Annotated in this window: 28 protein-coding genes and 1 pseudogene; 10 read left to right on the top strand and 19 right to left on the bottom strand. The window is 42.7% G+C overall.

Features of this window, described 5'->3' with window-relative positions:
- Positions 1-68: 68 nt before the first annotated feature.
- The 3 genes from KNP62_RS02530 to copZ form a co-directional block, all read right to left on the bottom strand.
- Positions 69-1,028: an IS30 family transposase gene (locus tag KNP62_RS02530; RefSeq protein ID WP_214686810.1), complete on the bottom strand. Its 960-nt coding sequence runs from the start codon at positions 1,026-1,028 to the stop codon at positions 69-71.
- Positions 1,029-1,376: 348 nt separating this feature from the next.
- A complete protein-coding gene (locus KNP62_RS02525; protein WP_251125560.1) occupies positions 1,377-3,593 on the bottom strand; it encodes a heavy metal translocating P-type ATPase in 2,217 nt (738 codons plus the stop codon).
- Positions 3,594-3,730: 137 nt separating this feature from the next.
- Positions 3,731-3,934, bottom strand: coding sequence for a copper chaperone CopZ (copZ, locus tag KNP62_RS02520; RefSeq protein WP_029336157.1), 204 nt, complete (start codon positions 3,932-3,934; stop codon positions 3,731-3,733).
- 274 nt (positions 3,935-4,208) lie between these two features.
- Here copZ and KNP62_RS02515 point away from each other — a divergent pair, with 274 nt between their 5' ends.
- The gene (locus KNP62_RS02515) at positions 4,209-4,541 is read left to right on the top strand and encodes a four-helix bundle copper-binding protein (protein ID WP_214782768.1); all 333 of its coding nucleotides are present in this window, start codon (positions 4,209-4,211) and stop codon (positions 4,539-4,541) included.
- A 59-nt stretch (positions 4,542-4,600) separates the two neighbouring features.
- On the opposite strand, the gene KNP62_RS02510 is transcribed toward KNP62_RS02515, so the two are convergent.
- The 5 genes from KNP62_RS02510 to KNP62_RS02490 all read right to left on the bottom strand — a co-directional run bounded on the left by KNP62_RS02510 (position 4,601) and on the right by KNP62_RS02490 (position 9,273).
- Complete coding sequence (locus KNP62_RS02510) at positions 4,601-5,278, bottom strand: response regulator transcription factor (protein WP_214686813.1); 678 nt, start codon at positions 5,276-5,278, stop codon at positions 4,601-4,603.
- Positions 5,256-6,659, bottom strand: coding sequence for a sensor histidine kinase (locus tag KNP62_RS02505; RefSeq protein ID WP_214782765.1), 1,404 nt, complete (start codon positions 6,657-6,659; stop codon positions 5,256-5,258). The genes KNP62_RS02510 and KNP62_RS02505 overlap by 23 nt, the downstream gene beginning before the upstream one ends.
- A gap of 99 nt (positions 6,660-6,758) precedes the next feature.
- Complete coding sequence (locus tag KNP62_RS02500) at positions 6,759-7,667, bottom strand: F510_1955 family glycosylhydrolase (RefSeq protein WP_029595519.1); 909 nt, start codon at positions 7,665-7,667, stop codon at positions 6,759-6,761.
- 317 nt (positions 7,668-7,984) lie between these two features.
- Positions 7,985-8,530, bottom strand: coding sequence for a thiol-disulfide oxidoreductase ResA (gene resA, locus KNP62_RS02495; protein WP_214782762.1), 546 nt, complete (start codon positions 8,528-8,530; stop codon positions 7,985-7,987).
- A 38-nt stretch (positions 8,531-8,568) separates the two neighbouring features.
- Positions 8,569-9,273 carry a cytochrome c biogenesis CcdA family protein gene (locus tag KNP62_RS02490; RefSeq protein WP_214782759.1) on the bottom strand — a complete coding sequence of 235 codons (705 nt, stop codon included), beginning with the start codon at positions 9,271-9,273 and terminating at the stop codon, positions 8,569-8,571.
- Between the two features lie 227 nt (positions 9,274-9,500).
- Between KNP62_RS02490 and KNP62_RS02485 the strand changes: the two are divergent.
- The 4 genes and pseudogenes from KNP62_RS02485 to KNP62_RS02470 form a co-directional block, all read left to right on the top strand.
- A pseudogene (locus KNP62_RS02485) lies at positions 9,501-9,725 on the top strand (YdhK family protein); the annotation flags it as partial.
- Positions 9,726-9,936: 211 nt separating this feature from the next.
- Entirely contained in the window at positions 9,937-11,388 is a 1,452-nt protein-coding gene (locus tag KNP62_RS02480) for a UDP-N-acetylmuramoyl-L-alanyl-D-glutamate--2,6-diaminopimelate ligase (protein ID WP_214686820.1), read from the top strand.
- A gap of 25 nt (positions 11,389-11,413) precedes the next feature.
- Entirely contained in the window at positions 11,414-12,574 is a 1,161-nt protein-coding gene (locus tag KNP62_RS02475) for a D-alanyl-D-alanine carboxypeptidase family protein (RefSeq protein WP_214782756.1), read from the top strand.
- A 143-nt stretch (positions 12,575-12,717) separates the two neighbouring features.
- Positions 12,718-13,197 carry a TVP38/TMEM64 family protein gene (locus KNP62_RS02470; protein ID WP_214686824.1) on the top strand — a complete coding sequence of 160 codons (480 nt, stop codon included), beginning with the start codon at positions 12,718-12,720 and terminating at the stop codon, positions 13,195-13,197.
- A gap of 54 nt (positions 13,198-13,251) precedes the next feature.
- Here the strand turns inward: KNP62_RS02470 and KNP62_RS02465 are convergent, their stop codons facing one another.
- Together KNP62_RS02465 and KNP62_RS15715 are read right to left on the bottom strand one after the other, a co-directional pair.
- Complete coding sequence (locus KNP62_RS02465) at positions 13,252-14,007, bottom strand: ISL3 family transposase (RefSeq protein ID WP_214782753.1); 756 nt, start codon at positions 14,005-14,007, stop codon at positions 13,252-13,254.
- 14 nt (positions 14,008-14,021) lie between these two features.
- Positions 14,022-14,087: a hypothetical protein gene (locus tag KNP62_RS15715; RefSeq protein WP_353047515.1), complete on the bottom strand. Its 66-nt coding sequence runs from the start codon at positions 14,085-14,087 to the stop codon at positions 14,022-14,024.
- Positions 14,088-14,096: 9 nt separating this feature from the next.
- On the opposite strand from KNP62_RS15715, the gene KNP62_RS02455 reads away from it, so the two are divergent.
- The 4 genes from KNP62_RS02455 to KNP62_RS02440 all read left to right on the top strand — a co-directional run bounded on the left by KNP62_RS02455 (position 14,097) and on the right by KNP62_RS02440 (position 15,940).
- Positions 14,097-14,366 carry a hypothetical protein gene (locus tag KNP62_RS02455; RefSeq protein ID WP_214784099.1) on the top strand — a complete coding sequence of 90 codons (270 nt, stop codon included), beginning with the start codon at positions 14,097-14,099 and terminating at the stop codon, positions 14,364-14,366.
- A 297-nt stretch (positions 14,367-14,663) separates the two neighbouring features.
- The gene (locus KNP62_RS02450; RefSeq protein WP_029336194.1) at positions 14,664-15,149 is read left to right on the top strand and encodes a hypothetical protein; all 486 of its coding nucleotides are present in this window, start codon (positions 14,664-14,666) and stop codon (positions 15,147-15,149) included.
- A gap of 50 nt (positions 15,150-15,199) precedes the next feature.
- A complete protein-coding gene (locus KNP62_RS02445; RefSeq protein ID WP_214782745.1) occupies positions 15,200-15,454 on the top strand; it encodes a hypothetical protein in 255 nt (84 codons plus the stop codon).
- A 3-nt stretch (positions 15,455-15,457) separates the two neighbouring features.
- Positions 15,458-15,940 (top strand): hypothetical protein, encoded by a 483-nt coding sequence (locus tag KNP62_RS02440; RefSeq protein ID WP_214686833.1) that lies wholly within the window; start codon positions 15,458-15,460, stop codon positions 15,938-15,940.
- A 339-nt stretch (positions 15,941-16,279) separates the two neighbouring features.
- Here KNP62_RS02440 and KNP62_RS02435 read toward each other — a convergent pair whose 3' ends face one another.
- The 6 genes from KNP62_RS02435 to KNP62_RS02410 form a co-directional block, all read right to left on the bottom strand.
- Positions 16,280-16,465 (bottom strand): diguanylate cyclase, encoded by a 186-nt coding sequence (locus tag KNP62_RS02435; RefSeq protein WP_029336154.1) that lies wholly within the window; start codon positions 16,463-16,465, stop codon positions 16,280-16,282.
- The gene (locus KNP62_RS02430; protein ID WP_214686834.1) at positions 16,462-16,794 is read right to left on the bottom strand and encodes a PRD domain-containing protein; all 333 of its coding nucleotides are present in this window, start codon (positions 16,792-16,794) and stop codon (positions 16,462-16,464) included. Before KNP62_RS02430 ends, KNP62_RS02435 begins: the two co-directional genes overlap by 4 nt.
- 319 nt (positions 16,795-17,113) lie before the next feature.
- Positions 17,114-17,440, bottom strand: a complete 327-nt coding sequence (locus KNP62_RS02425) for a four-helix bundle copper-binding protein (protein ID WP_214720047.1) — start codon at positions 17,438-17,440, stop codon at positions 17,114-17,116.
- Between the two features lie 91 nt (positions 17,441-17,531).
- Positions 17,532-18,104, bottom strand: coding sequence for a multicopper oxidase family protein (locus KNP62_RS15565; protein ID WP_214782742.1), 573 nt, complete (start codon positions 18,102-18,104; stop codon positions 17,532-17,534).
- Positions 18,105-18,173: 69 nt separating this feature from the next.
- Positions 18,174-18,728: a multicopper oxidase domain-containing protein gene (locus KNP62_RS02415; RefSeq protein WP_214686840.1), complete on the bottom strand. Its 555-nt coding sequence runs from the start codon at positions 18,726-18,728 to the stop codon at positions 18,174-18,176.
- On the bottom strand, positions 18,712-19,047 hold the full coding sequence (locus KNP62_RS02410; protein ID WP_214686842.1) for a hypothetical protein: 336 nt from the start codon (positions 19,045-19,047) through the stop codon (positions 18,712-18,714). The genes KNP62_RS02415 and KNP62_RS02410 overlap by 17 nt, the downstream gene beginning before the upstream one ends.
- A 188-nt stretch (positions 19,048-19,235) precedes the next feature.
- Here KNP62_RS02410 and KNP62_RS02405 point away from each other — a divergent pair, with 188 nt between their 5' ends.
- Complete coding sequence (locus tag KNP62_RS02405) at positions 19,236-19,808, top strand: YdhK family protein (RefSeq protein ID WP_214686843.1); 573 nt, start codon at positions 19,236-19,238, stop codon at positions 19,806-19,808.
- 60 nt (positions 19,809-19,868) lie between these two features.
- Here the strand turns inward: KNP62_RS02405 and KNP62_RS02400 are convergent, their stop codons facing one another.
- The 3 genes from KNP62_RS02400 to KNP62_RS02390 are packed head-to-tail and all read right to left on the bottom strand — an operon-like array spanning position 19,869 to position 22,712.
- Complete coding sequence (locus KNP62_RS02400) at positions 19,869-20,540, bottom strand: response regulator transcription factor (protein WP_214686845.1); 672 nt, start codon at positions 20,538-20,540, stop codon at positions 19,869-19,871.
- Positions 20,537-21,853 carry a sensor histidine kinase gene (locus KNP62_RS02395; RefSeq protein ID WP_214782739.1) on the bottom strand — a complete coding sequence of 439 codons (1,317 nt, stop codon included), beginning with the start codon at positions 21,851-21,853 and terminating at the stop codon, positions 20,537-20,539. The genes KNP62_RS02400 and KNP62_RS02395 overlap by 4 nt, the downstream gene beginning before the upstream one ends.
- Before the next feature lie 52 nt (positions 21,854-21,905).
- Positions 21,906-22,712, bottom strand: coding sequence for a hypothetical protein (locus KNP62_RS02390; RefSeq protein ID WP_214782736.1), 807 nt, complete (start codon positions 22,710-22,712; stop codon positions 21,906-21,908).
- Positions 22,713-22,741 lie beyond the last annotated feature (29 nt).

The following is a 22,741-nucleotide window of genomic DNA, read 5'->3' as shown; positions in this document are numbered from 1 at the left end:
TTTGCTGCTTTTATAGATGTATCAGTTAAAAGTTGCAGTACACTGATATCTTTAAATCATTCCGTTTGTCAATTTAAGCTAGACAGATCGACTCCATTCAGGTGACTCAAAAATGCCTCCAACGGTGTGCGGTAATTCAGTGACTTTCTTGGGATGTTATTCCGCTTGTCGGCCACCGACGAAATGAATGTTTGATCCACCTGGTTGAAGTCCATTTCTTTTGCCAAGCCGTCTTTCCGCAGGAGCCCGTTGGAGTTTTCATTCAAGGCGCGCTGAGAAGACGTGCCGGGATCCGCAGAGTAAATCGAGACGTCGTGCCGGTTGCACAACGGTTTCCAATTGGAGAATTCCTTGCCGCAATCAAACGTGATGGATTTGAACAGATTTCTCGGGACCCCTTGGAACCACTGGTTCAACGCAGTTTCAATATCGCAAGCCTTGCGTCCTGCAGGCTTCAGGGCGATGATGACTTTCGTCAGCCGTTCGACCAGCGTGATCACCGCACTTTTGTGGTGGGCACCCACAATGGTGTCGCCTTCGATATGCCCGAACTCTTTTTTGAACGACGGGTTGTCGGCTTCCCGTTCGGAAATATGGCGTTTGAACGCCTGTTTTCCCCGGCGTTCCTGGTGTCCATTGGGTTTCCGTTTTCCTTTCATCGGCAGCGTGGCGGCGTCAAAGACCTGATTTTTGAACATGCGATAGATGGTGCGCGCGGAACAATCGATGGCCGTTTCTGCCCGGCCGACAATGACATCCGGCGTCCAGCCCTGCGCCACCTTGTCTTGAACATAGGCCACTTGTTTCTTCGGCAGGACAATTTTCCGCCGGCCGCAGCGTTTCTTATTTTTCTTGTATTGCGTGTAGAAGTCGAGCGCTGTATGTCCTGATTTCAGGAAATTGATGACGTTGTAGATTGGCTGCCTGGAACGGTTCATCAACTTAGCAATGATCGCTACAGGTATATTTTGGCGGTGGTAGGATTCTATCATCACCAGTTCATCCGTGGTAAGATGGGTGTAGGTCATTCGTAATCACTCCTATGTTTTTCTTTGGTCGGAAAATACATTGTGAGTGTACCACGAATGGCTTTTTCAATTGTCTAGCTTAATTTTACAATCGGCGATTAATGAATGAATGATCAATTTTTGAAAACTTTTTTGTGTTAATTGAATTTAAGTAGAAAAGAGAAGAAGCTTTTGGGCTTCCTCTCTTCCGATAATATCTCATATGTTAACTATAAAAATATATTTAATTATCCAAAGTCTTCAAACCTCCGTTTGACTTTAACCTAATACAAAACTGTGCCCCCAAGGTTAAAGAAAATTCAACTTTTGGGAGGCAGCACTTTTCGTGTACGACAATTAAACACGGTGTTAAACAGCTCTATTTCTTAGTTTCAATGTCATCGCATTGATAGCCACGATAACCGTGGACACGGACATCAGAACTGCTCCTGCGGCAGGAGCCAACGTAATCCCAATGGAGGCTAGAACACCCGCCGCTATGGGAATGGCAATAAAGTTATAACCGGCTCCCCACACGAGGTTCTGTTTCATTTTACTGGTTGTTTTATTGGCCAATTCGATAAAGGATTCAAGATCGCCTGGATCCGACTGAGTCAAAATCACATCAGCGGAATCGATGGCGACTTGAGTTCCGGCACCGACTGCTATCCCAACGTCTGCTATTGCAAGGGATGGTGCATCGTTGACGCCATCGCCGACCATGATAACCGTTTGTCCATTATTTTTCAGTGATTCCACTAAACCATATTTATCTTGCGGTGATTGATTGGCTCTGTATTCAATGCCCAGTTCCTCTGCTACTCCTTGGGCAGCCGTTTCATTGTCACCTGTAGCCATAATCGGTTTTATATTGTAATGCTTCAATGCCTGTATCAGCGTTCTGCTCGTTTCTTTCAATTCATCGCCTAATGCGACCGTACCGATCGGATTCCCGTCCTCAACTAGTATACTTAATGTTGCCCCTTTGGGAACATCCACCGCTACATCTCTTCCAAGTGCCTTTTGGCTGATCAATTCGTATTTGCGGCCATTGGCGTTTCCTTCTATACCCGCACCCGACACAACATCAATCGAATCAAAGTGGACAGGCTGAATCCCTTGTTTCTCAGCGTATTGGACGATTGACTGGGCGATTGGGTGGCTGGACCCGCCTTCAATCCCTGCCATTAACGCCGCGATTTCGGCTTCGGTATGTTGACCATCCAGTGTTTCCATGTTCAAAACTTTAAATTCGCCAGTAGTCAATGTACCCGTTTTATCCAGTATCATTACATCAGCCTTAGTTGCCAGCTCCAATGCTTCGCGGTCTTTCACCAACAGCCCGCGGCTTGCACCTAAACTGGTGCTTCGTGCAATAACCAGCGGAATGGCAAGGCCGAGAGCGTGTGGACATGCAATGACTAATGTCGTAACCGTAAAAAGAACAGCGGTTTGAATGTCAGCAATGTACAGCCAAACGACAAAAGCGAGGAAAGCCACCACAATGGCGATATAAAACAGCCAGCCGGCTACTTTTTGAGCCAGATTTTCAGCTCTTGAAGGTTGATCCTGCGCCTGGCTTATCAGGGTTTGTACTTGGGAAATGAACGATTGGTCGCCGGTTTCCTGTACTTCAAGATATATGATGCCTGCACCGTTCGTGGAACCGCCGATCACTTTGTCTCCGGCTCCTTTTTCAATGGGTTTAGATTCCCCCGTCAGCAAAGCTTCATTGATCCGCGAGGTGCCTCTTTTGATGATGCCATCGGCAGGGACGTTTTCTCCGGCCTGAACCCGTACAAGGTCTCCGACTTTCAGCTCATTTACGGGACGCGTCTCGATCGAATCATCTTCCAATACCACATGTGCATCTTTCGGCACCAATTCGGCGAGCGATTTTTGCGCGTCTCCTGCTTCTCCGATAGCCTTCATTTCGATCCAGTGTCCAAGGAGCATGATCAACAGCAAGGACGCGAATTCAAAGAAGAAATCCATGATGTGATCGCCGGTTACGTAGCGTGCCAGCACGGCGTAAATGCTATACAAATAGGAAACGGATATCCCTAATGAAATAAGGGCCATCATACCCGGTGCTTTTTCCTTAAATTCAGCGATTGCACCTTGATAGAAGGGTTTTCCGCCATAAACCAATAAGATAGTTGCTAATACAGCGACCACAATATCCGAGTATGGAAAAGTAAATTGGAAAGGAAGCCGAACGTCCATCATCGGCGACAATAATAGAATGACAATGCCCAAGGGCAGCGACTTCAGGAAAATTTCTTTGAAATTCCCATGATGGTGATGTCCATGGTCACTATGATCGTGGCCACCATGATGGTGATGTCCATGGTCACTATGATCGTGGCCACCATGATGGTGATGTCCATGGTCACTATGATCGTGGCCACCATGATTGTGATGGGCATGATCATCATGAATTTTGGCAGGATTGCTGTCGTCTTGAATGCCTTCTTTCACTTGGTCTTCATGGTACGAATGCCCAACATGTTTGGAATGATCCATTTTACTGTGATCTACCTGTTCGTCTTGATGGTGGTGATGGTCTTTATCATTTTTAGCCATTCAGTGCGCCTCCTCCAAACTAGTGGTTCTTATCCTATTTAACCCTATTTACATTCTTAACATTCACAAAGTTCTTGCCGAATATACCACGCGGGGGTATATTTCATTTAAAAGTAAAGTGTGCTGTGAAAGCACCCTTATACGACGTCATACCCTTGTTCTTCAATCGCTTTCTGAATTTCGTTTAATGATGTCTTGGCAGTATCATAGTCTACTGCCACTTCGCCTTTTTTAAGATCAACTGTCACAGATGAAATCCCTTCGAGTTCACCGACGCCCGTTTCAACCGAGTTTGCACAGTGGCCGCAGGACATACCTTGTACTTTTAATGTTTCAATCATTATTATTCCTCCTAAAGTAATATTTCCTTAAACTTAACATACCCCGATAGGGTATATCAAGTGTTTAGTATCATTTTACTTTATCGCTGTTTCCATGACTCTAATTTAGAAGTTCACAATGACCCCCCCCAAAAAAACCGCACCATTGATTTTAATATTTGATTACTTGTCTATAAAATGTGCAGTTTCTATGGAGTTTCGGTATTTCTGTTTAGTTTGGAAAGGAGAGGGAAATCCAGTAAATGAAGCAAAAATAAGAAATGGAGGTTTTAACTTGGCTCATGAACAACATCAGGAATTGATTCGGGCATTACATGATTGTGCAGCGGAATGTAACCATTGTTTTGACGCTTGTCTGCAGGAAGACGATGTGAAGATGCTAGCACAGTGCATTCGATTAGACCGGGAATGCGCGGACATTTGTGCATTTTTGGAACATGCCATTACTCACAATTCACCGTTCGTTTCCGAACTGGCAGCCGCTTGCGCAACCATTTGCGAAGCTTGCGCAGAGGAATGTGAGAAGCACGCCGATCATCATGAACATTGCAGACGCTGTGCGGAAGCTTGCCGTAGATGTGCAGAAGCTTGCCGTAACGCCGCATAACCTTACTCAAAAAGGCCCGTCGGAAATATTTTCCGACGGACCTTTTCTTTTATCAAGCATCATTCTGCTTCATGGATCCATTTGTAGCCGATTCCCCAAACCGTGAGAAAATGATCATCGACCGGAAAACCGGACTGGCGGATTTTTTCCCGAACATTTCGCACATGCGAATCGATGGTCCGCCCTTCCGTCTCTGAGTCGAATCCCCAAATTAACTGGATCAGCTGCTCCCTCGTAAACACTTTGTCGGCATTCTTCATCAGATGGCCCACCATCAGAAATTCTTTTGGCGTCAATTTGATGATATGTTTGCCGTACGTAAGTTCAAACCGGTCTTCGTCCCACACCAAACCGTCCACTTCAATGGTATTTTTCGGAGTTCTCCTGCGAAGCAGCGCCCCCATCCGGGCCAGCAACTCATCTTCATTAAACGGCTTTGTGATGTAATCATCCGCCCCGATATTCAATCCCTTAACAATATCCTCCTGTTGTTCCCGCGCCGTCAGCATAATGATTGGCACATCCGAAAATTTCCGGATTTCGCGGCACAGTTCCCAGCCATCCATTTCCGGCATCATGATATCCAGTAAGACGAGATCGAAAGGTTCCGATTCCAAATAGTCGAGGGCTTCATGAGCTCCCAGTGCTTTTTTACAGAGGTACTGATGCGGCTTCAAATATAAAGCCACTAAATCCAGCATTCGTTGTTCATCATCAATCAACAGCACTTTCTGCAAGCGAATCCCCCCTTTTCAATTCTATCAGGACGGTTGTCCCTTGTCCGTACTCACTTTGAAGCGTCATGAGACCACCGTGCGATTCGACGATTTCTTTTGCAATCGCCAGGCCAAGACCGCTTCCTCCGTACTGTCTGGATCTGGATTTATCGACCCGATACAATCGTTCAAAGACAAAAGGAAGATTTTTTTCCGGTATGCCCTCTCCTTCATCACGGATGCTTATGGTGATGGTACCTTTATCTTGGACTCCCTGTAATACCACTTGTGTTCCTTCAGGAGAATGCTTGCGGGTGTTGTCCAAGACATTCAGCAATACCTGCTGAAAACGTTCGGGATCAATGAAGGCGACAATCTCATGTTCACAATGGACAGCCAATGAAATCTGTTTCTCGTCAAAAGCTGGCCGAACCAAGGCAACGACGGATGCAAAAAGCATCTTCAGTGAAAATTCCTCTTTTTGAATGGTGAACTGGTTATGATCCATCTGAGCCAGCTCAAACAGCTGCCGGATCAATTCCGTCAAATGGGCCGTCTCTTCCCGGATGATGCCAATGTATTCCTTTTTCTCTTCCTCGGATGCATCCGGCCGGCTCGCGATATCGGCATATCCTTTGATATAGGTCAACGGCGTCCGCAACTCGTGCGAAATACTCGCCAAAAATTCATTCCGCTCATTTTTTAAATGTTCCAAGTCACTGGATAGAGCAGTGATGGCGTTCGCCAGCTCTCCCAACTCATCGTTTCGGCCAATATTCAGGCTGACCTCGTGGTTCCCTTCGCTTAACTGTTCCGTCGCTTCTTTCATCCGAATCAACGGCAACGTAATCAATCGGGATAGCAGAAAAATTGTGATGACGGTCAACCCGACAGCAATCAGGCCAACAATCAGGAATTGGTTTCGCAAATGACTGACCATCCCTTTGATATGATTGGTTTCCGCAAACATGAACACGTGGCCTCTATGTTCTCCTTCAATGGTGATTGGGCTGTCCGTCGCAATAAACTCTTTTTTGTCCCATCGCTCTTCGACGACCTTCCCTCCCTGCAGAACCTCATCAAAATCGGTGTGTTCCAACACTTCCCTCATTTCAGGTTCAATCAGATCGGAATGGGTCAATTCGTTGCCATCTGCATCCGTGATGATGACGATGAAATCGGAGGCCGATTCCATCAACGCCACATGGTTCAATGTCGCCGGTTCAAAATTGTCTTCCAATACTTCGCTGTGGGTGTTCCCTCTTTCAAGCAGGTTGGTCATGACTTCATCCACCCGTTCATTGACAAAAGTAACGTACAGGGTTAGAAACAAAACCAATTCAATGATGATAATAAACACAAAAAACAGCAAACCTATTTTCAATGCAAGCCTGTTTAACATGGCATCCCTCTTTAAGTCGATTGGTTAGCAACAATCAAGACAAAGACTGCTGCCGAAAGCTGTTGGATTCGGTTCGTCTTTCAAACGGCTAGCTGGTTTCTACTTGGTTTTTCCCTCTTCCAGCAGCGTTTTCCAGGTCTGTAATCCGTCTTCCGACAAGTAGGCATTGCCTTCAAATGTGTAGATCGCCAGTTCCATTCCATCCATCGGGTTTTGTGCAATAAAAGCGACGGCATCTTGTGAAAGGTCCGGTGTATCCACCGGCTCGAGTTCTTCATTTTCCATAGTATACTTCACCAGAGCCGCCGCTGTCCCGTAGCTTCCGAAGTACAAATGGTCTTCGGTGAAATGCACCGCTGTGCCTGTTTCACTTCCGTCTGTAATGGCTTTAAAATTTTCTCCGCCATCCCGTGAGAAATAAATCCCTGCAGCCGTAGCTGCAGCGACGAAGTTTGAGTCAGCCGGGTGAAGAGCGAGCGAAGTCACTTCGCCTTCCAGCCCTTCAGCCTTCACAGTTTTCCATGATTCGCCTTCATCACCGCTTTTATATACGCCGGCTTCCAATAGGGAATTCTTGGCCGGATTGATTAGGAAAATGTCGTTACTGTTATATCCCACCGCCATGGCATGAAAATCCGTTTCTCCTTGAAATGCAATCTCTTCAATCGATTTACCGCTGTCGATGCTTCGCTGTATCCCTAGGGGATTGGGTAATTCTGAGTCTGCACTTGGGTGGCCCGACGTAATAAATCCTTCATTTGTTGCATTAAAGCCCATATAATCATGAAAATTATCCGCCGTTTCGAACCAGCCCTCTTCCCGGTAAATTTTCAGCCCGGTATGCGAGGCAAAATACAGTCCGTTCTCATTTCCTGCATAACCCATCCCATGAACATGGTTCAGTTCCCCTTCAAACGGCACTTCAAATGAATCCGTTGTATCATTGCTGCAGCCTGCCAACAAAAGAAAAGCCGACAGCACTGCCGTTCCTATTCTCTTTTTTTTCATGTAGATGCCCTCCGAATATGTCATTTTTTATTTTTTATTTTTTATAAGTATAACATTCTTAAAGTTTCGACTTTTTGTGCAGATATCTTGATTTCAAAACAGCTAATCCATTCCCTCTACAATTGACCCAAAAGGAATAATCCTTCCAATCGGTCCGGTGGAGGATCTTTGCCTGATTTTTATTTATAAATTCTCTACACCTGACATTTCTTTTCTTTCGGTTAGTCCACTTTAAAGAAATGTTTTTTTCTCGTTTTTTCTTTGCAGCATTTTTCAAAATAACGTGGCCCGCATTATGCTTGGGAAATTCAGAGGTATCAGCACGGTTTGATCTGTTCCATATAACTCGCGATATCCTCTTCGGACATTTCACCCGTAATAATTTTCTCGATTTTGCCCTCTTGATTGACTAACAGAGTAGTCGGCAATGGACGGATATTATAAGCTTCCATAACACTTTTGTCCTTATCGATAACAATCGGGAACGTTAAATTTCGCTGTTCAGCAAATTGTCTCACTTCATAATCGGATTGCGCAATATTGACAGCTAGTATCTCCACACCTTGATCCTTGTATACCTGGTACTGCTTTTCCATCAGCGGGAACTCTTTTTCACACGGTTTGCACCAAGTACCCCAAAAGTTCACGAACACCCCCTGCCCTTTGTACTCAGACAGCTGATGCCGTTCCCCGTTCAAATCCGTCAACGCAAAATCGGGTGCCGAATCTCCAACTTGCAGCAATTCGTTTTTCTCTTTTGTTAATCCGTTGTAGATGGTAAATGCAATAGCGACAACCAGAATCAACAAAATACTTGTCCTCATAATCAAGCGATTTCTCTTTTTATCCTTTTTAGCAGCCATACACTGTCACGTCCTTCCTAGATGCTGGGTTGAGTCCATTAAAACCCTGTAAATCCACCCGTAAATTGCGATAAAAAAGCGATGATTTCTGTCAGCATGTCAAAGTAAAGTAAAACGCCCATCAGAATCATTAATGCTCCTCCTATTGACATGAAAAGAGCGCTCTTCTTCAAGAAAGTCATTTTCTCAATAAAAAACGACATCAAGAGAAAAGGAATGGAAAATCCCAGAACGTAAAACAGCATATAGAGTAAGCCACTGTCCGGATCCGCTACTCCGAGTGCAATAACTCCTGCAAGTATGGGACCGGTACACGGGGTCCATCCAGCTGCAAAGCCAATGCCGATCAGAACAGAACCCGCGTATCCGGAGGGCCTTTTCTGGAACTGTAATTTCTTATCCGTCAGCAGGAAGTCGAATTTCAGAATACCGGTTAGGACCAAGCCAAAAAACACCATCAAAATAGCGCCCAATTGACGTAGAAGAACTTGATATTCCAAGAAGAAGTTTCCGATAAGCGAAGTCGACAAGCCCAACGCTAAAAAAATGATGGAGAAACCTATCAAAAATAGAACCGTATGAATCAAAGCCGTGCTCCTCATCATTCCCTTGCCCGTCTTTAACTCATTGACTGAAACTCCAGTAAGGTAGGATAAAAAAGCCGGATACAAAGGAAGGGAGCATGGAGAGATAAATGATAAAAGCCCTGCGCCAAACGCAAGATACAAACTAATTTCCGCCACTTGTACACCTCCTATTACAGTAAGTTGAATCCTCTTCTTTATCATTTTTGTATCCCTTAAGGAATCAAATGAAATTTTCTATATAAGACTCGGGGAATTTCAAGGTATGTAAAATTAAATACAGCCCCTCTCTTAACTTCTACTTCCCCGTGCTTGCTTAACCGTTCCAGAAGACGTCAACCAATCCGGTTTACCGATTAATTCTTGATTTTCTGTGCAGTTTCTTCTATTCCGGTTCAGGTGAAGTCCCGGATGATTTGCAGGAAGCCGAAAATCCAACCTTTGAAGTTGGAAGCCAGGCGATTATTGAAACCGATCATATGGAAGGCATGAAAGGTGCTGAAGCCACAATTGTCGGGGCTTATGATACAACCGCCTATGCAGTGACCTATACGCCGACGGACGGAGGCGAGGAAGTCACCAATCATAAATGGGTGACTGAAAGCGAACTGTCACCCGAATAAAAGCGCCAAAACCCGGGATCTTGTCAACAAGATCCCGGGTTTTTATCTGTAATGGTTCATAAAGAATTCGATTTCGTTTGTATTACAAAAACATTAAGTTTTAGTAGTTAAGCTTCCCGTATAAATTCTGCACATTTTTTCAACATTTTTATAATAGAATAAATCAAATTTAAATAGTTTTAGAGAGGTCACCAAATCTATGAAAACAAATCAGCTTTTGAACGAATCCGGTCTAATCTCCCGATTAGATTCCAGAATATTAGAATTAGACATCAAGGGGATTGCCGATAACTCAAGCGATGTGGAAAAAGGTTTTGTGTTTGTTGCTATTAAAGGATTTGAAATTGATGGTCACGGGTTTATTGACCAGGCAATTGAAAAAGGGGCAGCCCTTGTCATCGGAGAACAAGAAATTACCCGGTTAGGTGTCCCTTATTTACAGGTGGAAAATAGCCGGAAAGCGCTTGGCATCCTGGCCAGGAATTTTTATGGCCGTCCATCTGACCAGAAAATAATGATTGGAATTACGGGCACCAACGGAAAAACGACGACGAGCTATATGCTCCAGCACTTTCTGGAAAGCAACGGTATGAGTTGTTCTGTCATCGGTACCAACCAAAATATTATCAATGGCGAAAAAATGAAAAGCTCGAACACCACACCAAATTCACTCGCTCTCCATAAACTGTTGACCCTCAGTCAGGATGAGGTCGTCATTATGGAAGTTTCTTCTCATGGACTGGCCCAGTATCGGTTAGAAGGCATTGAATTTGATTACGGCTTGTTCCTCAATCTTCACCATGAACACCTGGATTATCACAGTTCCATGGAAGAATATTTTCAGGCGAAGCTTACAATGTTCAATCAGATGAAAGAACATGGGATTGCTGTAGTGAATACAGATAATGAGTGGGGACGAAAGCTCTGTGGAATCCTGCAAACAAAGGGAAAACCGATTTATGCAATTGGCACATCCACTGAATGCAACCTGCGTGTTGCAAAATTTCATTCACTGTCCTCCACTATGCGGGTGATTGAAAGTAACGAAACGTATCAAATGGTCGCTGCCATGACCGGAATGCACAATATGTATAACACCTTAATGGCCTACGGAACATCATTGTTGCTGGGTATCCCCAAAGAAAAGCTCTTAAACTCCATTCACCATTTCAAGGGAGTCGATGGACGCTTTGAGATCACGAAACTGGCCAAGGGCTCGATCGTTATTGTGGATTATGCCCATACTCCGGATGCCATCTCTTACTGCCTGGAAACTGCAAAATCACAAGGGGCCCAACGAATAACCCATATTTTCGGCTTTCGTGGAAATCGAGATGCCAGCAAGAGAAAGCACATGCTATCCATATCTGCTGAAATGAGTGACCGCTACATTTTAACGTTGGACGACCTGAACAATGTTTCTCCAGGAGATATGCTGGAAGTTTTAAACCAACTAAATGAAACATACGGCAACTCAAAAGGCAGCATCGTTCCAGACCGTACACTCGCCATTCAGCAAGCAATCCATGAAAGCAAGGAAGGCGACTGGATTGTGATTACCGGTAAAGGACACGAGAAATACCAGCAAACCTTTCATTTACCGACTGATTCGGACCGGGAAACCGTCAATTATATAATAAAGCAGAACTAAAATAATCACTCAGGAGGGAATAGTTATGAAAAAACTAAGTGTTGTTTCAACCATTTTAATCATGATCAACACTTTAATCGTTTCGTCCGTTTTCAGTAAAACTGATGACCCTTCCCTGCCAAACGTATCCAGTGAAGCAGCTATTGTCATGGAAGCAACGACTGGAGAAATCCTCTATGAAAAAAATGCACAGTCGCAGATGTATCCTGCCAGCCTAACAAAAATTGCCACAGCCATTTATGCAATTGAAAACAGAAAATTAAATGATGTTGTAACCATCAGTAAAAAAGCACGCAATACGGAAGGCACCCGTGTTTATTTGGAAGAGGGAGAACAAGTGACTTTAGAAAAACTGTTGCTGGGCCTCTTAGTCAACTCTGGAAATGATGCCGGCGTCGCCATTGCTGAACACATCAGCGGCAGCGTTGAGTTATTTTCTGCTGATATGAATTTATATTTAGAAGATGTAATTGGCCTGCGGAATACGAACTTCGAAAATCCCCACGGTCTTTTTGATCCCGAGCATGTTACGACAGCCGAAGATTTAGCGAAGTTAACCCGATATGCGATGAAGAACGATGAATTCATGAAAATATTTGGAACAAAAGAACTGCCCTGGAACGGTGAATCCTGGGATACCACGCTTTATACCCACCACAAACTATTAAGGGAAAAACCTTATGAAGGCGTTACGGGTGGTAAAACCGGGTTTGTGCCAGAAGCAGGCGTCACGCTGGCCACGACAGCCAAAAGAGAAAACCTGAATTTAATTGTCGTCACCTTAAAAAGCGACACAGAGGCAGAAGCTTATGCTGACACTATTCAACTTTTGGATTTTGGATTTGAAAATTTTAAAACAGTGAGCATTCCGAAAGAAAGCAGCTTTTTTGCCGGTGATGTGGAATACATTACGCCAGGCGATTTCTTTTATACACACCAAACAGATGAGCAAGTGACAATCGCTGTAAAAGAAGATGGACTATTAAGGATTACTGATCAGGATGGCACTCTTTTGTCTTCTTATCAGTTTCCCGTTGTCAGTGCTTCTGAGACAAACCTTTCTTCTAATTCTGAAGACGTTCGCACATTTTTCCCACCTGGGATTTTAAGTTCAATCTATTTGTTCCTCCTCGTCGTTGGCTTTTCAGGATTAGTGTATTACCGAATTCGAAAAAAACGGATATAGAACGCACTTCTCTATCTTAAAATTTCATTCAACTGAACTTTTATATACCATCAATTTTTTAAACAGCGCAGGAGGCGGATTATACCATAAACACTCAGTTCCCCGTTTTAGAATTTCTGCTGCTTCTCATTTTCAACATAAGTATGGGTGCAGTTGGCTTTTTCCCAAGCTTTTTGCTCACGTCTCTCAATATCAGTTCTTTAGGGTTAACCATTGGCGTCATCCTTTCTTTGTCGGGGGAGATTTTTGGCGCTATCGTCGGATTTTACCTATATCGATATGGGTTTTCAAAAGTTAATCCAAAGTGGTTAAAGCGGCCGTTCTGGAGGTACATCCAGAGTTCTTCAATAAGCCGCGTCTTCTGGGCAATCATCTTGCTGCGCTTAATTCCTTTTGTCCCATCAGGTCTGGTAACAGCAGGGGCGGCCTTGACGCCCATTCCAGGTGGCTTATTCATTATTGCCAGCACCATCGGTAAAATTCCGGCCGTTTCTCTTGAAGTGGCTGTTGTTTATGGCCTTGTAGAGTCCATACCTCCCGGTTATCAGTACGGCTTATTTATTTTGATCTTTCTATCGTTTCTAGTGATCTGGGCAAAGAACAAAAGAAAAAATTCTTTGTAATTTTACCCCCTGTTTGAGAAAACTTCGATAAATTCATCCTCTTTTTCTGGCTCATCACCATAACTCGTGGTTGCTATTTTGACGACCGATCTCGAGGCGCAATCTTAAAAAGAATCGTTCGAGGTTTCGATAGCCATAACCACGGCGTTTGATGAGCTTGATCTTGTTGTTCGTCCCTTCCATCTTCCCGTTCGACAGCCTTGACACGATGGTCTGGCGCATCGCTTGCTCCCGGACCCGGATTGCTTTCGCGATCTTCGCCAGGGGCCCGCATGGATGGAACTGATAACGGTCCAACCAGTCCGACAGCCGCCGTTGCGCCTGTATCTCGCACGTCGCCTTCAGCACATACCGGATATGTTGGAGCCCTTGATAGAGGTTCCGAATGAATGGATCTTCCTGAATACAGGAACGGACGACCTCCCGGTCTTCCCCAGTCAGTGTTTCCGGGCGACGCGCGAGCGAACGATCGATCACGCGAACGTGGTGATGGCGTCTTGCCTCGTTCAAAAAACGACGCCGTCGGCGAAGGGCGTCCGTGACGAACTGGACGAGGTGGAACCGGTCCAGCACATGTTCTGCCTCCGGGAAGACATGGTTGATGGCCTTCGCCATCGCCGGTGCAAAATCACTGACGACAGAACGGATATCCTCGGATATGCCTTGAAGTGCTGCCGTGATGGCTGCCACGTCCCGGCCCGGGACAATGGACAGAAGCTGGCCACTCTTGGCATCGAGGACAATCGTCGCATAGTGGTGCCCCTTTCTCGTGGCGAACTCGTCGACCAGGACATGCGTTGCACGCTCCATCGTCTCCACCGAAGCTACTGATAGAACCAGCGCTCCACCGTCGTATAAGGGAGGCCGTACTCGCGTGCGACATCTGAGATTGTCCGTCCGTGGCAACGTTTTGCGATGCCTTTCCGGAAAACCTCGGTGGAAGTGCGGACGAGCCCGAGAGCGTAGTCATACACGAACGTCAAATCACAAGAGCTGCATCTTTGACGTGGGACATCCAGTTCGATCCAGAGTACACCGACGTTCCACGCATGACCGTGTCGAAAGCGACGCCGCTTTTTCGAATGCAGGATGGTCTTTCTCTGGCACAGCGGACAAGGGATGTCATGTTGACCCGGGATGACCGGAAAAACGTTTGGTTCTTCGTCTGACGACATTTGGATCTGAAAAAGGCTGGAAGTGGAAGAAGTAATTTGATAAACTGTTGGGGCAAAGCGAAAACTCCAATCGTGGTTTGTCTAAGCAACAATTACGACACCGGGGTTTTCGCTTTTTTTCTATGTTCAATTCAAAATCCGATGGATTTTATGTGTCAACCACACCTTATGGTGATGAGCCCATGAAAAGTCATTTCGGATAATTACTTCCTTTATTCTACACAGTTATGTAATTCTCCATTACAAATGACTTTCGTACAACATCAAACTTATGTAACGGGAGGAATTAGGATGCACAAAAAAGATGATTCTCTCGACAAGAAGGAATTTCAGGAGTCAGAGTTAAAGAACAAACGTCGTCAGTCTTTAGCTTTAGAGCCAACCATTCCGCTTAGTGAATTAACACTAACAGACCCTATCATGAAAGTGACGCTATGGATCGGGAGTTTTGGCGTTTATAACGAGTCCATTTTGACTTTTCATTCGAACGGTTTCGTTAAACGAGAACTCTTGATCCTTCAAACGTTTGGCGAGGAACAACGGATAGAATCCGGTTGGTACAACCAGGATGACTCTGCAAAAGTCTTAAAGAAATTCAATTCTTTTAAGACGCATCTCTGGCCGGAGTTGTTCGTAGAAACAGAAACAATCACTCACGATGGGACCCAGTGGAAGTTGGAGGTCTGTAAGAAGGGGGAGGAGACTAGTTCCTATAGCGGCAGCAATGCTTACCCGCCGAAGTGGAGGTCTCTCAAAAAATTGTTCGGCCACTATTGACGTCCAATCGTTTGTTGACCAGCCCTTACAGGAAGGTGTGAGGATGCTACATGGGAAAGAAACGAAAACCAATCCGCAAAGTCGTCAAATATGCCTCTAAACTTGTTTTAGAGTCTGCTGTGCCACTCGGTCATTACGGAGCCCTTGCTTGTGAAATAGCAACTAACCCAATCAAACTTCTCTCGGTCAGTCTTTCCGATGAGCTCGAAAAGTCTCCTTATGTGAGATACCGACACCGCTTCATGGACTATCTTGCATGGAAACTGTATTCGGAGGGCGATATGACCCTCGAGAACATGTCCTGACTCATGGATGAGTTCAAGACACGCGATGATGTCGTCAAACTGTTCATCGCCCGTGCCAAAGAGATTTCGGAGACCAATCACTCTTATCAGTCGACCATTCTATTGGCCATCTACTCTGCGAAAGTGTTCGCCCGGCCAGAACTCGCTGCGAATAGTGAGTCCGCTTTCTTCTTACATCTTCTGTCACAAGTGAATGACAACGACCTTCGCCATTTTGAACTCATCTATGACCACGCGGCTGCTCTCGAACTTAAATTTACACTAGTTTACGCTTGTGACGCCTATTATCAATCGATCGGTGATCCAGTCTTTCAACAACTTCCCCCTCAAGAACGTGAGGCTGCCCTCCTGGCGAGGCTAAGCGACGACCCGGAATTCGTATCGTTTTACACGAGTACAGACAAGCTGACATTCCTGGGTGTATTGATGCAGCGTTCGTTCAGTTTTGGAAGCATCGGACATACTCAAATCTCATTGAACCCGTAGAGCAATACGTTAAAAGAACTATTAGAAGAGTCTCGGTTGTTGGAAGAGTCCTTGATGCGTTCATCGAGCCCTTCTTAACCTTACGCTCGTACCGCCTAATCTCGATAATTACCTCTCCTGATCAATCTAGATTTTTGTATACAAAAAAATGATATATGGTCATATATAATCAAAAGCGACGACAATACTTTGAGATGTGTATATTTCTAAAGGGACAGAGTGCTTTCCAGACAATCGATTCGACTCCACTTTGATGGATATATAAAAGAGTGTATACATTTCGACGTCGAAACGTGTACACTCTCTTTTGTTGTCGAGTCATGGCATGTCGTGACTCAATCATGTATATTTTTGTATGTACATCGCATCATCTGCGACCAAAATCAGTGTCTCTAGTGAGTCCCCGTCTGTCGGATAAGCAGCTTCTCCAATTGAAGCATCGAGCGTCACCGGCACATCTCCGATTGAGAGCTCGTATTTAAATGTCGCTTTCTTGAAGTCCAAAGGATAAGGCGAAAGGATCACGAACTCATCTCCGCCGATGCGACCGAGTACTCTTTCGCATACAACTGCTTAATTTCCCACTCTAACGCAGAACGGAAGTTCATCCCTTTTCGCGCACGTTCGACCGCAAAATTAATGTGATCACCTAGTCCAAGGAGAGCCATGTTGTTGACCGTATTCCCTACTTCAGTTTCATAAAGTTGGAGAATATCGCCGGCCAATTCGATGTCCTTCACATCGATTCGTTGTAGAAGTGCTTCCAGCTCATGCACAGATGCCTGTTGTTCTAGATAAAGTCTTAATAATTGCCTCATTCTTATTTCATCATCAACAATTAATATTTTATCCATCCTAGCCACCACCTCTTACATTAGAATTTTTTAATAATAAATGATTGTCAATCTATTTCCTCATTATTTTCACGAACTTTCTATATAATCAACTCAAACTATAGGATGGAGTTGATTATATAGAAAGCATTTATGAAGAGTTTAATCGTTACTCTCTATGTATCCTTCTTTTTTCTCACCATACTACTGGTCTATAAAGGTTATGAAATTTTTCATAACTAAGTACCGTAGTTTTTATAGATAAAGGAGCATCAGCTTTTTAGCTCATACCTTTTTCGGCATGGCGACATAGATGCTCCTTCATTTTTAACACTTCGCTTTAAGCAATTAATTTACGACAGATTTTTGCACATTCATTACAGGCCTCAGCGCACTTTTTACAATGATCATGATCATGTTTCGAACATTCGTCGGCACATCTTTCACAAATTTCAACACAGCTTCTTGCAAGAACATCAATATTGCTGCTGTTTCGAGAAATAGCTTGTACTAAAAGACTACAAATTTCAGAACAATCTCTGTCTAGACGTATACACTCTGCCATCGAAGAAACATGATGTTCACTCAAACACGCATCAAAGCATTCATTACAAGTCACTATACAGTTGTGTAGGGCACCTAAGATTTCTTGTTGTCCAGTATTCATTCTAAAATGCCTCCATTTTCCGTCTTTTTTGACTTACACAAAGCCTATTCCCTTAGTTTGTGAAGAAAAGATGAAAACATTCACCTATTTTTTAGTCCACTTTCAACTGACCCATCATTCCGTTCACTTCATGTTCAAGGATATGGCAATGGTACATAAATACACCTTTTTCCTTGAAAGTCATCTGAATCTTAACTCGTTCGTCTGGTTTTATAGCGATAGTGTCTTTTAGACCTGTTTCTTGATTATCCAGTTTCTGTCCGTTTCGCTCTAATACTTTGAATTGGACTCCATGAATGTGAAAGGGATGAGTCATTCCACCCATCATGTCTTTTTTATTATAGACCTCCCAAATTTCCGATTCTCCTTGTTTCGCCTTAATATCAATTCTCGTCTTATCAAACTTTTTCCCATTGATTTCAACATTTTTGCCCATTCCGAAAAGAGTTAATTTTTGATTCACTGTAGACAAGGTCTTTAGCGGCTTTTCATATCCATTTTTCAGCGCCAATGCACTTAGGTTCGCCCCTTGTTTATCCTTCAGTTTGAAGTTAACGACCCTTACTCCATTCGTTTCAAATGAAACAGTCTCACCAATTTTTCTTTTTGAAAAATCTACCAATACCTCTATACGTTCGCCTGGACTTAATTCAATTTTTTTCACGTTTTTCGCTTTTGAGATGTAACCACCATCATCAGCAATTTTTTTTAAAGGATGAGCCGTCAGATAACTTCACTGCATAGTTCCGTGCATTGGACCATTTATCAACCTGACCCTAAGTTGCGAACATTTCACGTTAAAATACGGATTAATCGTTCCGTTTACGAGGAGGGTATCGCCTAAAGCCCCATCTATTTTTTCTACATCAGCATATTCAAGGACATTCCTATTTTTAACTTTTCGATCTTGAAGAATTAATGGAATATCATTTTCACCATATTTATGAGGTAGCATCGTCTCTTTAGTTTTTTCATCTTTTACGTATAACAATCCTGCCAACCCCTTGTATACTTGTTCAGCAGTCTTACCCATTGGATGTGGATGAAACCACAATGTCGATTCATTTTGCTTCACTTTAAACTTTACTACCTTCGTCTCACCAGCTTTCACGACCTGATGTGGTCCACCATCTACGGATGATGGTACAACAAGACCGTGCCAATGGGATGTAGTGGCTTCTGATAAGCGATTCACCGTACGGATTGTTATTGTTTTCCCTTTTTTTAACTCCACTACAGGACCTAAATAATTTCCGTTATATCCTAGAGTTTTAGTTTTTTTTAGCATCTCGAAAGAACTTTGTTTCCCCTTGTTTAGCGACAATCGTGTATTGAATGGAATTCTTGGTTTCACGATCGGCTTTTAGTATCTTAGGGATGTTTAATCGTCGCTCTTTTTCTTCAGTTGATTTTAAATCGACACTCGCACCATGTCCCATACCTTCCATCATATTCTGATTTGTAGTAGTGTTTCCTCCATTCATCATAGATCCCATGTGCTGTTTGTTGTTTGACATAGTACCTCGGGTAAGAAGTAAATACGAACCGCCCACTATAATCATGAGAGTGAAGATACCGATAGTTGCGATTAACCATGTTATCTTCATATGGATCATTCCTTCCAATCAATTATTATCTTTAACTTAAAGAATGATTGTGAAAGAACTATGTCTTTCTACCCATGAATTTTATAGTTTTTTTTCAATGTGTTACTTTTCTGCTCTCTGCAATGTTTCTGCAAATTTATGTGATAGAGTCTATGGAAAGCATAAAAAAGCAATTGGAGGTAATTTTTATGAAATTAAAGAAAAAGATTATTATGACAACTATGGCTGCTTCGCTTTCTTTAGCACTCGCTGCGTGCGGAAGCAATAGTGATGATTCTAAATCAACAGGAAGCATGGATAAAAATATGGATGGTATGGATCATTCGACGATGGACATGTCTGGATCGAAAGAGGTTCCGAAAGGGCTCCAAGAGGCTAAAAACCCTAAATTTAAAGTTGGCGACATGGCGATGATCAAAGAAGCACATATGGAAGGCATGAAAGGGGCTGAGGCTAAAATTGTAGGTGCTTATGATACTACTGCTTATAGCATTTCTTATGACCCTACAAATGGCGGGAAACGCGTCACGGATCATAAATGGATTATTCAAGAAGAGATTGTAGATGCCAAGTCATCTCCTTATGAAGTAGGCGATGAAGTAAAAGTAGACGCGGATCATATGGGAGGAATGAAGGACGCTACGGCCACTATCGATTCAGCTAAGCAAACAACAGTGTATATGATTGATTTTGAATCGACTACAGGTGAAGAAGTGAAAAATCATAAATGGGTGACTGAAGACGAACTATCTGCAGAATAAACGATATACAAGAGAGGAACGGTTTTTTAACCGTTCCTCTCTTGTCTTCTTTCTCCTTATTTAAGGAACCCACTTGTAACCAATTCCCCATACTGTGCGAAAGTGTTCTTCAATAGGAAACTCGAGTTTCCTAAGCTTTTCTCTTAAGTTTCTTACATGAGAATCGACCGTTCGTTCATCTGTCCACTCATTTGCTAACCATAAACTTGAGAGCAGTTCCTCTCTTGAATAGACACGTTCTGGATTTTTTAATAATTTAGCAAGTAATGAAAATTCTTTTGGTGTGACTTTGACTAAATGATTATCGTAATACAGCTCATGGGCGTCTTCATTTAAGATTAGACCCGACGATTCGATTTTTGATCCTGAAGAAACTGTAGTTCGTCTGAAAATCGATTGAATTCTTGCCTTCAATTCCGCCTCGTCGAACGGTTTCACAATGTAATCATCTGCTCCCAGTTGCAATCCTTTTACGATTTCTTCTTTTCCGTCGAGTGCTGTCAATAAAATGATTGGTACATTCGAAACTTCTCTTATCCTTTGACAAGTCTCAAAACCATCCATTAAAGGCATCATCACATCTAATATGATTAAGTCAGGCTCATCTACATCAATCAAGTTCAATATCTCTTTTCCGCTGTTCAGCTTAATACAGGTATAACTGTCTTGCAGATACAGTTCGATCAGTTCTAACATTCGATTCTCATCATCTACCAAAGCAATGGTTCTCATCCTGGAATCCCCCTCAAGTCAATGACAACCTTCAGCCCGTTTTCTACATTAATAGCTACGATGGTCCCTTTGTGCGCTTCAACTATTTCTTTCGTGATAGCCAGACCGAGCCCAGTACCTCCTGTTTCACGATTTCGTGAAGAATCTACTCGATAAAAACGATCAAAAAGATACGGGAGTGATTGTTCATCCACACCACCACCTTCATCCGTAACTTCAATAAAGTTTTCATCAAGTTTTAAAAATACGCGTTTGTTCGCATGTGTATATTTTAGCGCGTTATCCAGTAAATTTAAGAGAACCTGATCGAATCTAGCTTGGTCTATCTCTTTGTAGATGGGAGTTTTATTAATTTGAAGAATTAATTTCACTTGTTTCTCCTCAAATTTAAAAATTATTCTTTCACTGATCTGTTTTAAGAAATCATTCATCTCTGTAATCTGAGGATCTATTTGAAAATGTGGCTCTTCCAATCTAGCAAGTTCAAACAAATCCTCAATCAGTTCTTGAAGTCTTTCGGATTCCTCATAGATAATATCTCCAAATCTCGATTCGTCTTTTTTGAGGAGTCCTGCATATCCCTTGATGTAGGTAATCGGCGTACGCAATTCATGTGTGATTGAAGTCAGAAATTGCTTTCTTGTATTTTGAATGTGACGTAAATCAACAGATAACTTAGTGATCGCTCGTGCTAAATCTCCTACTTCGTCGCTTCTCTCAGCTTCTCTGATTTTCAGCACCTCGCCTTGACTTAACTTTACCGTCGCCTCTTTCATTGATAAAAGTGGCTTTATAATGATATAACTCAAAAAATAAACACTTACTAATAGAAAAAGTACTAACAAGAATAGAGAGAACACTACTTGTTGTTTCAATTCCCCCATCAAATGCTGTATATACTTCGTCGGCTCTAACATGATTATTTGACCGCCATCTTCAATATTACTCACCGTCACTAAAAATTTGCCTTCTCTCCAATTACCTTCTACGATTCCATCCTTTTTTTGAATCCAATCCAGGTTCAAAAATTGTTCAGCGTCGTTAGATGAATCGACGACTTGATTATTTTTGTCCAAGATAATCACATCAGTCATCGCCTTTTCCTCCATTAAAACAACGTGTTCAACTGTTTGCTTGTCGAAGTTAGTGGAAAGAACATCTCGATGACTATTGCCTCTCTCTTGAAGGCTCTCCAGTTCACTTTCTACTTGTTGATGCTCAAGAATGTTGTATACAATAGCAGATGAGAGAATGAAAATCATGAGAATCCCGAAAAAATAAAATAACGTTATTTTAAATGAAAGTTTATTCATAAAGTACCTTTCTCATTTAAGATGATTACATATAAAAACAAACTGTTGAGATTTAGAAAAGAAAGTATTCTTCATTTAGGCGATACACAAAAGAGCTTTTATCATTTGATTCTTTTAAAAGGACAATTCCTTGAATATTGCTCCACAAATAATTAGCGAAATCATAATCACTAAAAATAGCCTCACGAGTAGAATGCGTCATGAAACATTCTATTTTTGTAATCGTATACATTCCCTCCGAATCACGTTGATAATCGAAAGAAAAAGAACCCTTTATATTAAGCCTTTGAGCAATTATTGCTACGCACTCCTCTAAAATCGAGTTGGCAAACACCTCGTATGAAAGAACAGTATCTTGGTACCGTTCATACTCTTCTCTCATAAAACAGCAAATCACTTCATCAGATCGATAATCGATATATGCATCAATTTTCCCCAGCTTTACACCTTCAGGCGCATTCTTTAATTGGTCAAAAGAGTAAGTAAAGGTATTACCTTGAACCGAAAATGAATCATGAAGTATTGTTTTATCCAAATCAAAGGATGTTATAAACATTACGTTATTTTCTCTCATTTTTAACTTGTGTTTCGATAGCGTAGTTGCTTCTTGTTCGCTTAAAGGAATAATCCAGCCTATTTTTTGAGAAGTACAATATTCAATGAGATTACTAATATACCCTTCTTCTGATTCTTTTTTTGAAAATGAATCAAAATATTTAAAATCAGGAAGTAGCTTTCGAACCCATCCTTCTTTTGAAGAAATATGAATATCTATACCTGAGGGTTTAAGTTGTTTTATGTTCTCCATCACTTTCCAGTTTTCCTCTACTCCCATCATCAGGACATTTTTACGAAACATTTACGATGCATCTCCTCTTGAAATAGAAA

Origin of the sequence: Exiguobacterium sp. s183, from assembly GCF_018617655.1 — a bacterium.
GTDB classification, from domain to species: Bacteria; Bacillota; Bacilli; order Exiguobacteriales; family Exiguobacteriaceae; genus Exiguobacterium; species Exiguobacterium aestuarii_A.
This window is presented reverse-complemented; position numbering and strand designations above follow the sequence as displayed.

Excerpts from the sequence above, each read along its gene's own strand:
- KNP62_RS02530 (WP_214686810.1), bottom strand. The coding sequence starts at position 1,028 with ATGACCTACACCCATCTTACCACGGATGAACTGGTGATGATAGAATCC.
- KNP62_RS02525 (WP_251125560.1), bottom strand. The coding sequence starts at position 3,593 with ATGGCTAAAAATGATAAAGACCATCACCACCATCAAGACGAACAGGTA.
- copZ (WP_029336157.1), bottom strand. The coding sequence starts at position 3,934 with ATGATTGAAACATTAAAAGTACAAGGTATGTCCTGCGGCCACTGTGCA.
- KNP62_RS02505 (WP_214782765.1), bottom strand. The coding sequence starts at position 6,659 with ATGTTAAACAGGCTTGCATTGAAAATAGGTTTGCTGTTTTTTGTGTTT.
- KNP62_RS02500 (WP_029595519.1), bottom strand. The coding sequence starts at position 7,667 with ATGAAAAAAAAGAGAATAGGAACGGCAGTGCTGTCGGCTTTTCTTTTG.
- resA (WP_214782762.1), bottom strand. The coding sequence starts at position 8,530 with ATGGCTGCTAAAAAGGATAAAAAGAGAAATCGCTTGATTATGAGGACA.
- KNP62_RS02480 (WP_214686820.1), top strand. The coding sequence starts at position 9,937 with ATGAAAACAAATCAGCTTTTGAACGAATCCGGTCTAATCTCCCGATTA.
- KNP62_RS02475 (WP_214782756.1), top strand. The coding sequence starts at position 11,414 with ATGAAAAAACTAAGTGTTGTTTCAACCATTTTAATCATGATCAACACT.
- KNP62_RS02470 (WP_214686824.1), top strand. The coding sequence starts at position 12,718 with ATGGGTGCAGTTGGCTTTTTCCCAAGCTTTTTGCTCACGTCTCTCAAT.
- KNP62_RS02465 (WP_214782753.1), bottom strand. The coding sequence starts at position 14,007 with ATGGAGCGTGCAACGCATGTCCTGGTCGACGAGTTCGCCACGAGAAAG.
- KNP62_RS02450 (WP_029336194.1), top strand. The coding sequence starts at position 14,664 with ATGCACAAAAAAGATGATTCTCTCGACAAGAAGGAATTTCAGGAGTCA.
- KNP62_RS02445 (WP_214782745.1), top strand. The coding sequence starts at position 15,200 with ATGGGAAAGAAACGAAAACCAATCCGCAAAGTCGTCAAATATGCCTCT.
- KNP62_RS02440 (WP_214686833.1), top strand. The coding sequence starts at position 15,458 with ATGGATGAGTTCAAGACACGCGATGATGTCGTCAAACTGTTCATCGCC.
- KNP62_RS02430 (WP_214686834.1), bottom strand. The coding sequence starts at position 16,794 with ATGGATAAAATATTAATTGTTGATGATGAAATAAGAATGAGGCAATTA.
- KNP62_RS02425 (WP_214720047.1), bottom strand. The coding sequence starts at position 17,440 with ATGAATACTGGACAACAAGAAATCTTAGGTGCCCTACACAACTGTATA.
- KNP62_RS02415 (WP_214686840.1), bottom strand. The coding sequence starts at position 18,728 with ATGCTAAAAAAAACTAAAACTCTAGGATATAACGGAAATTATTTAGGT.
- KNP62_RS02410 (WP_214686842.1), bottom strand. The coding sequence starts at position 19,047 with ATGAAGATAACATGGTTAATCGCAACTATCGGTATCTTCACTCTCATG.
- KNP62_RS02405 (WP_214686843.1), top strand. The coding sequence starts at position 19,236 with ATGAAATTAAAGAAAAAGATTATTATGACAACTATGGCTGCTTCGCTT.
- KNP62_RS02400 (WP_214686845.1), bottom strand. The coding sequence starts at position 20,540 with ATGAGAACCATTGCTTTGGTAGATGATGAGAATCGAATGTTAGAACTG.
- KNP62_RS02395 (WP_214782739.1), bottom strand. The coding sequence starts at position 21,853 with ATGAATAAACTTTCATTTAAAATAACGTTATTTTATTTTTTCGGGATT.
- KNP62_RS02390 (WP_214782736.1), bottom strand. The coding sequence starts at position 22,712 with ATGTTTCGTAAAAATGTCCTGATGATGGGAGTAGAGGAAAACTGGAAA.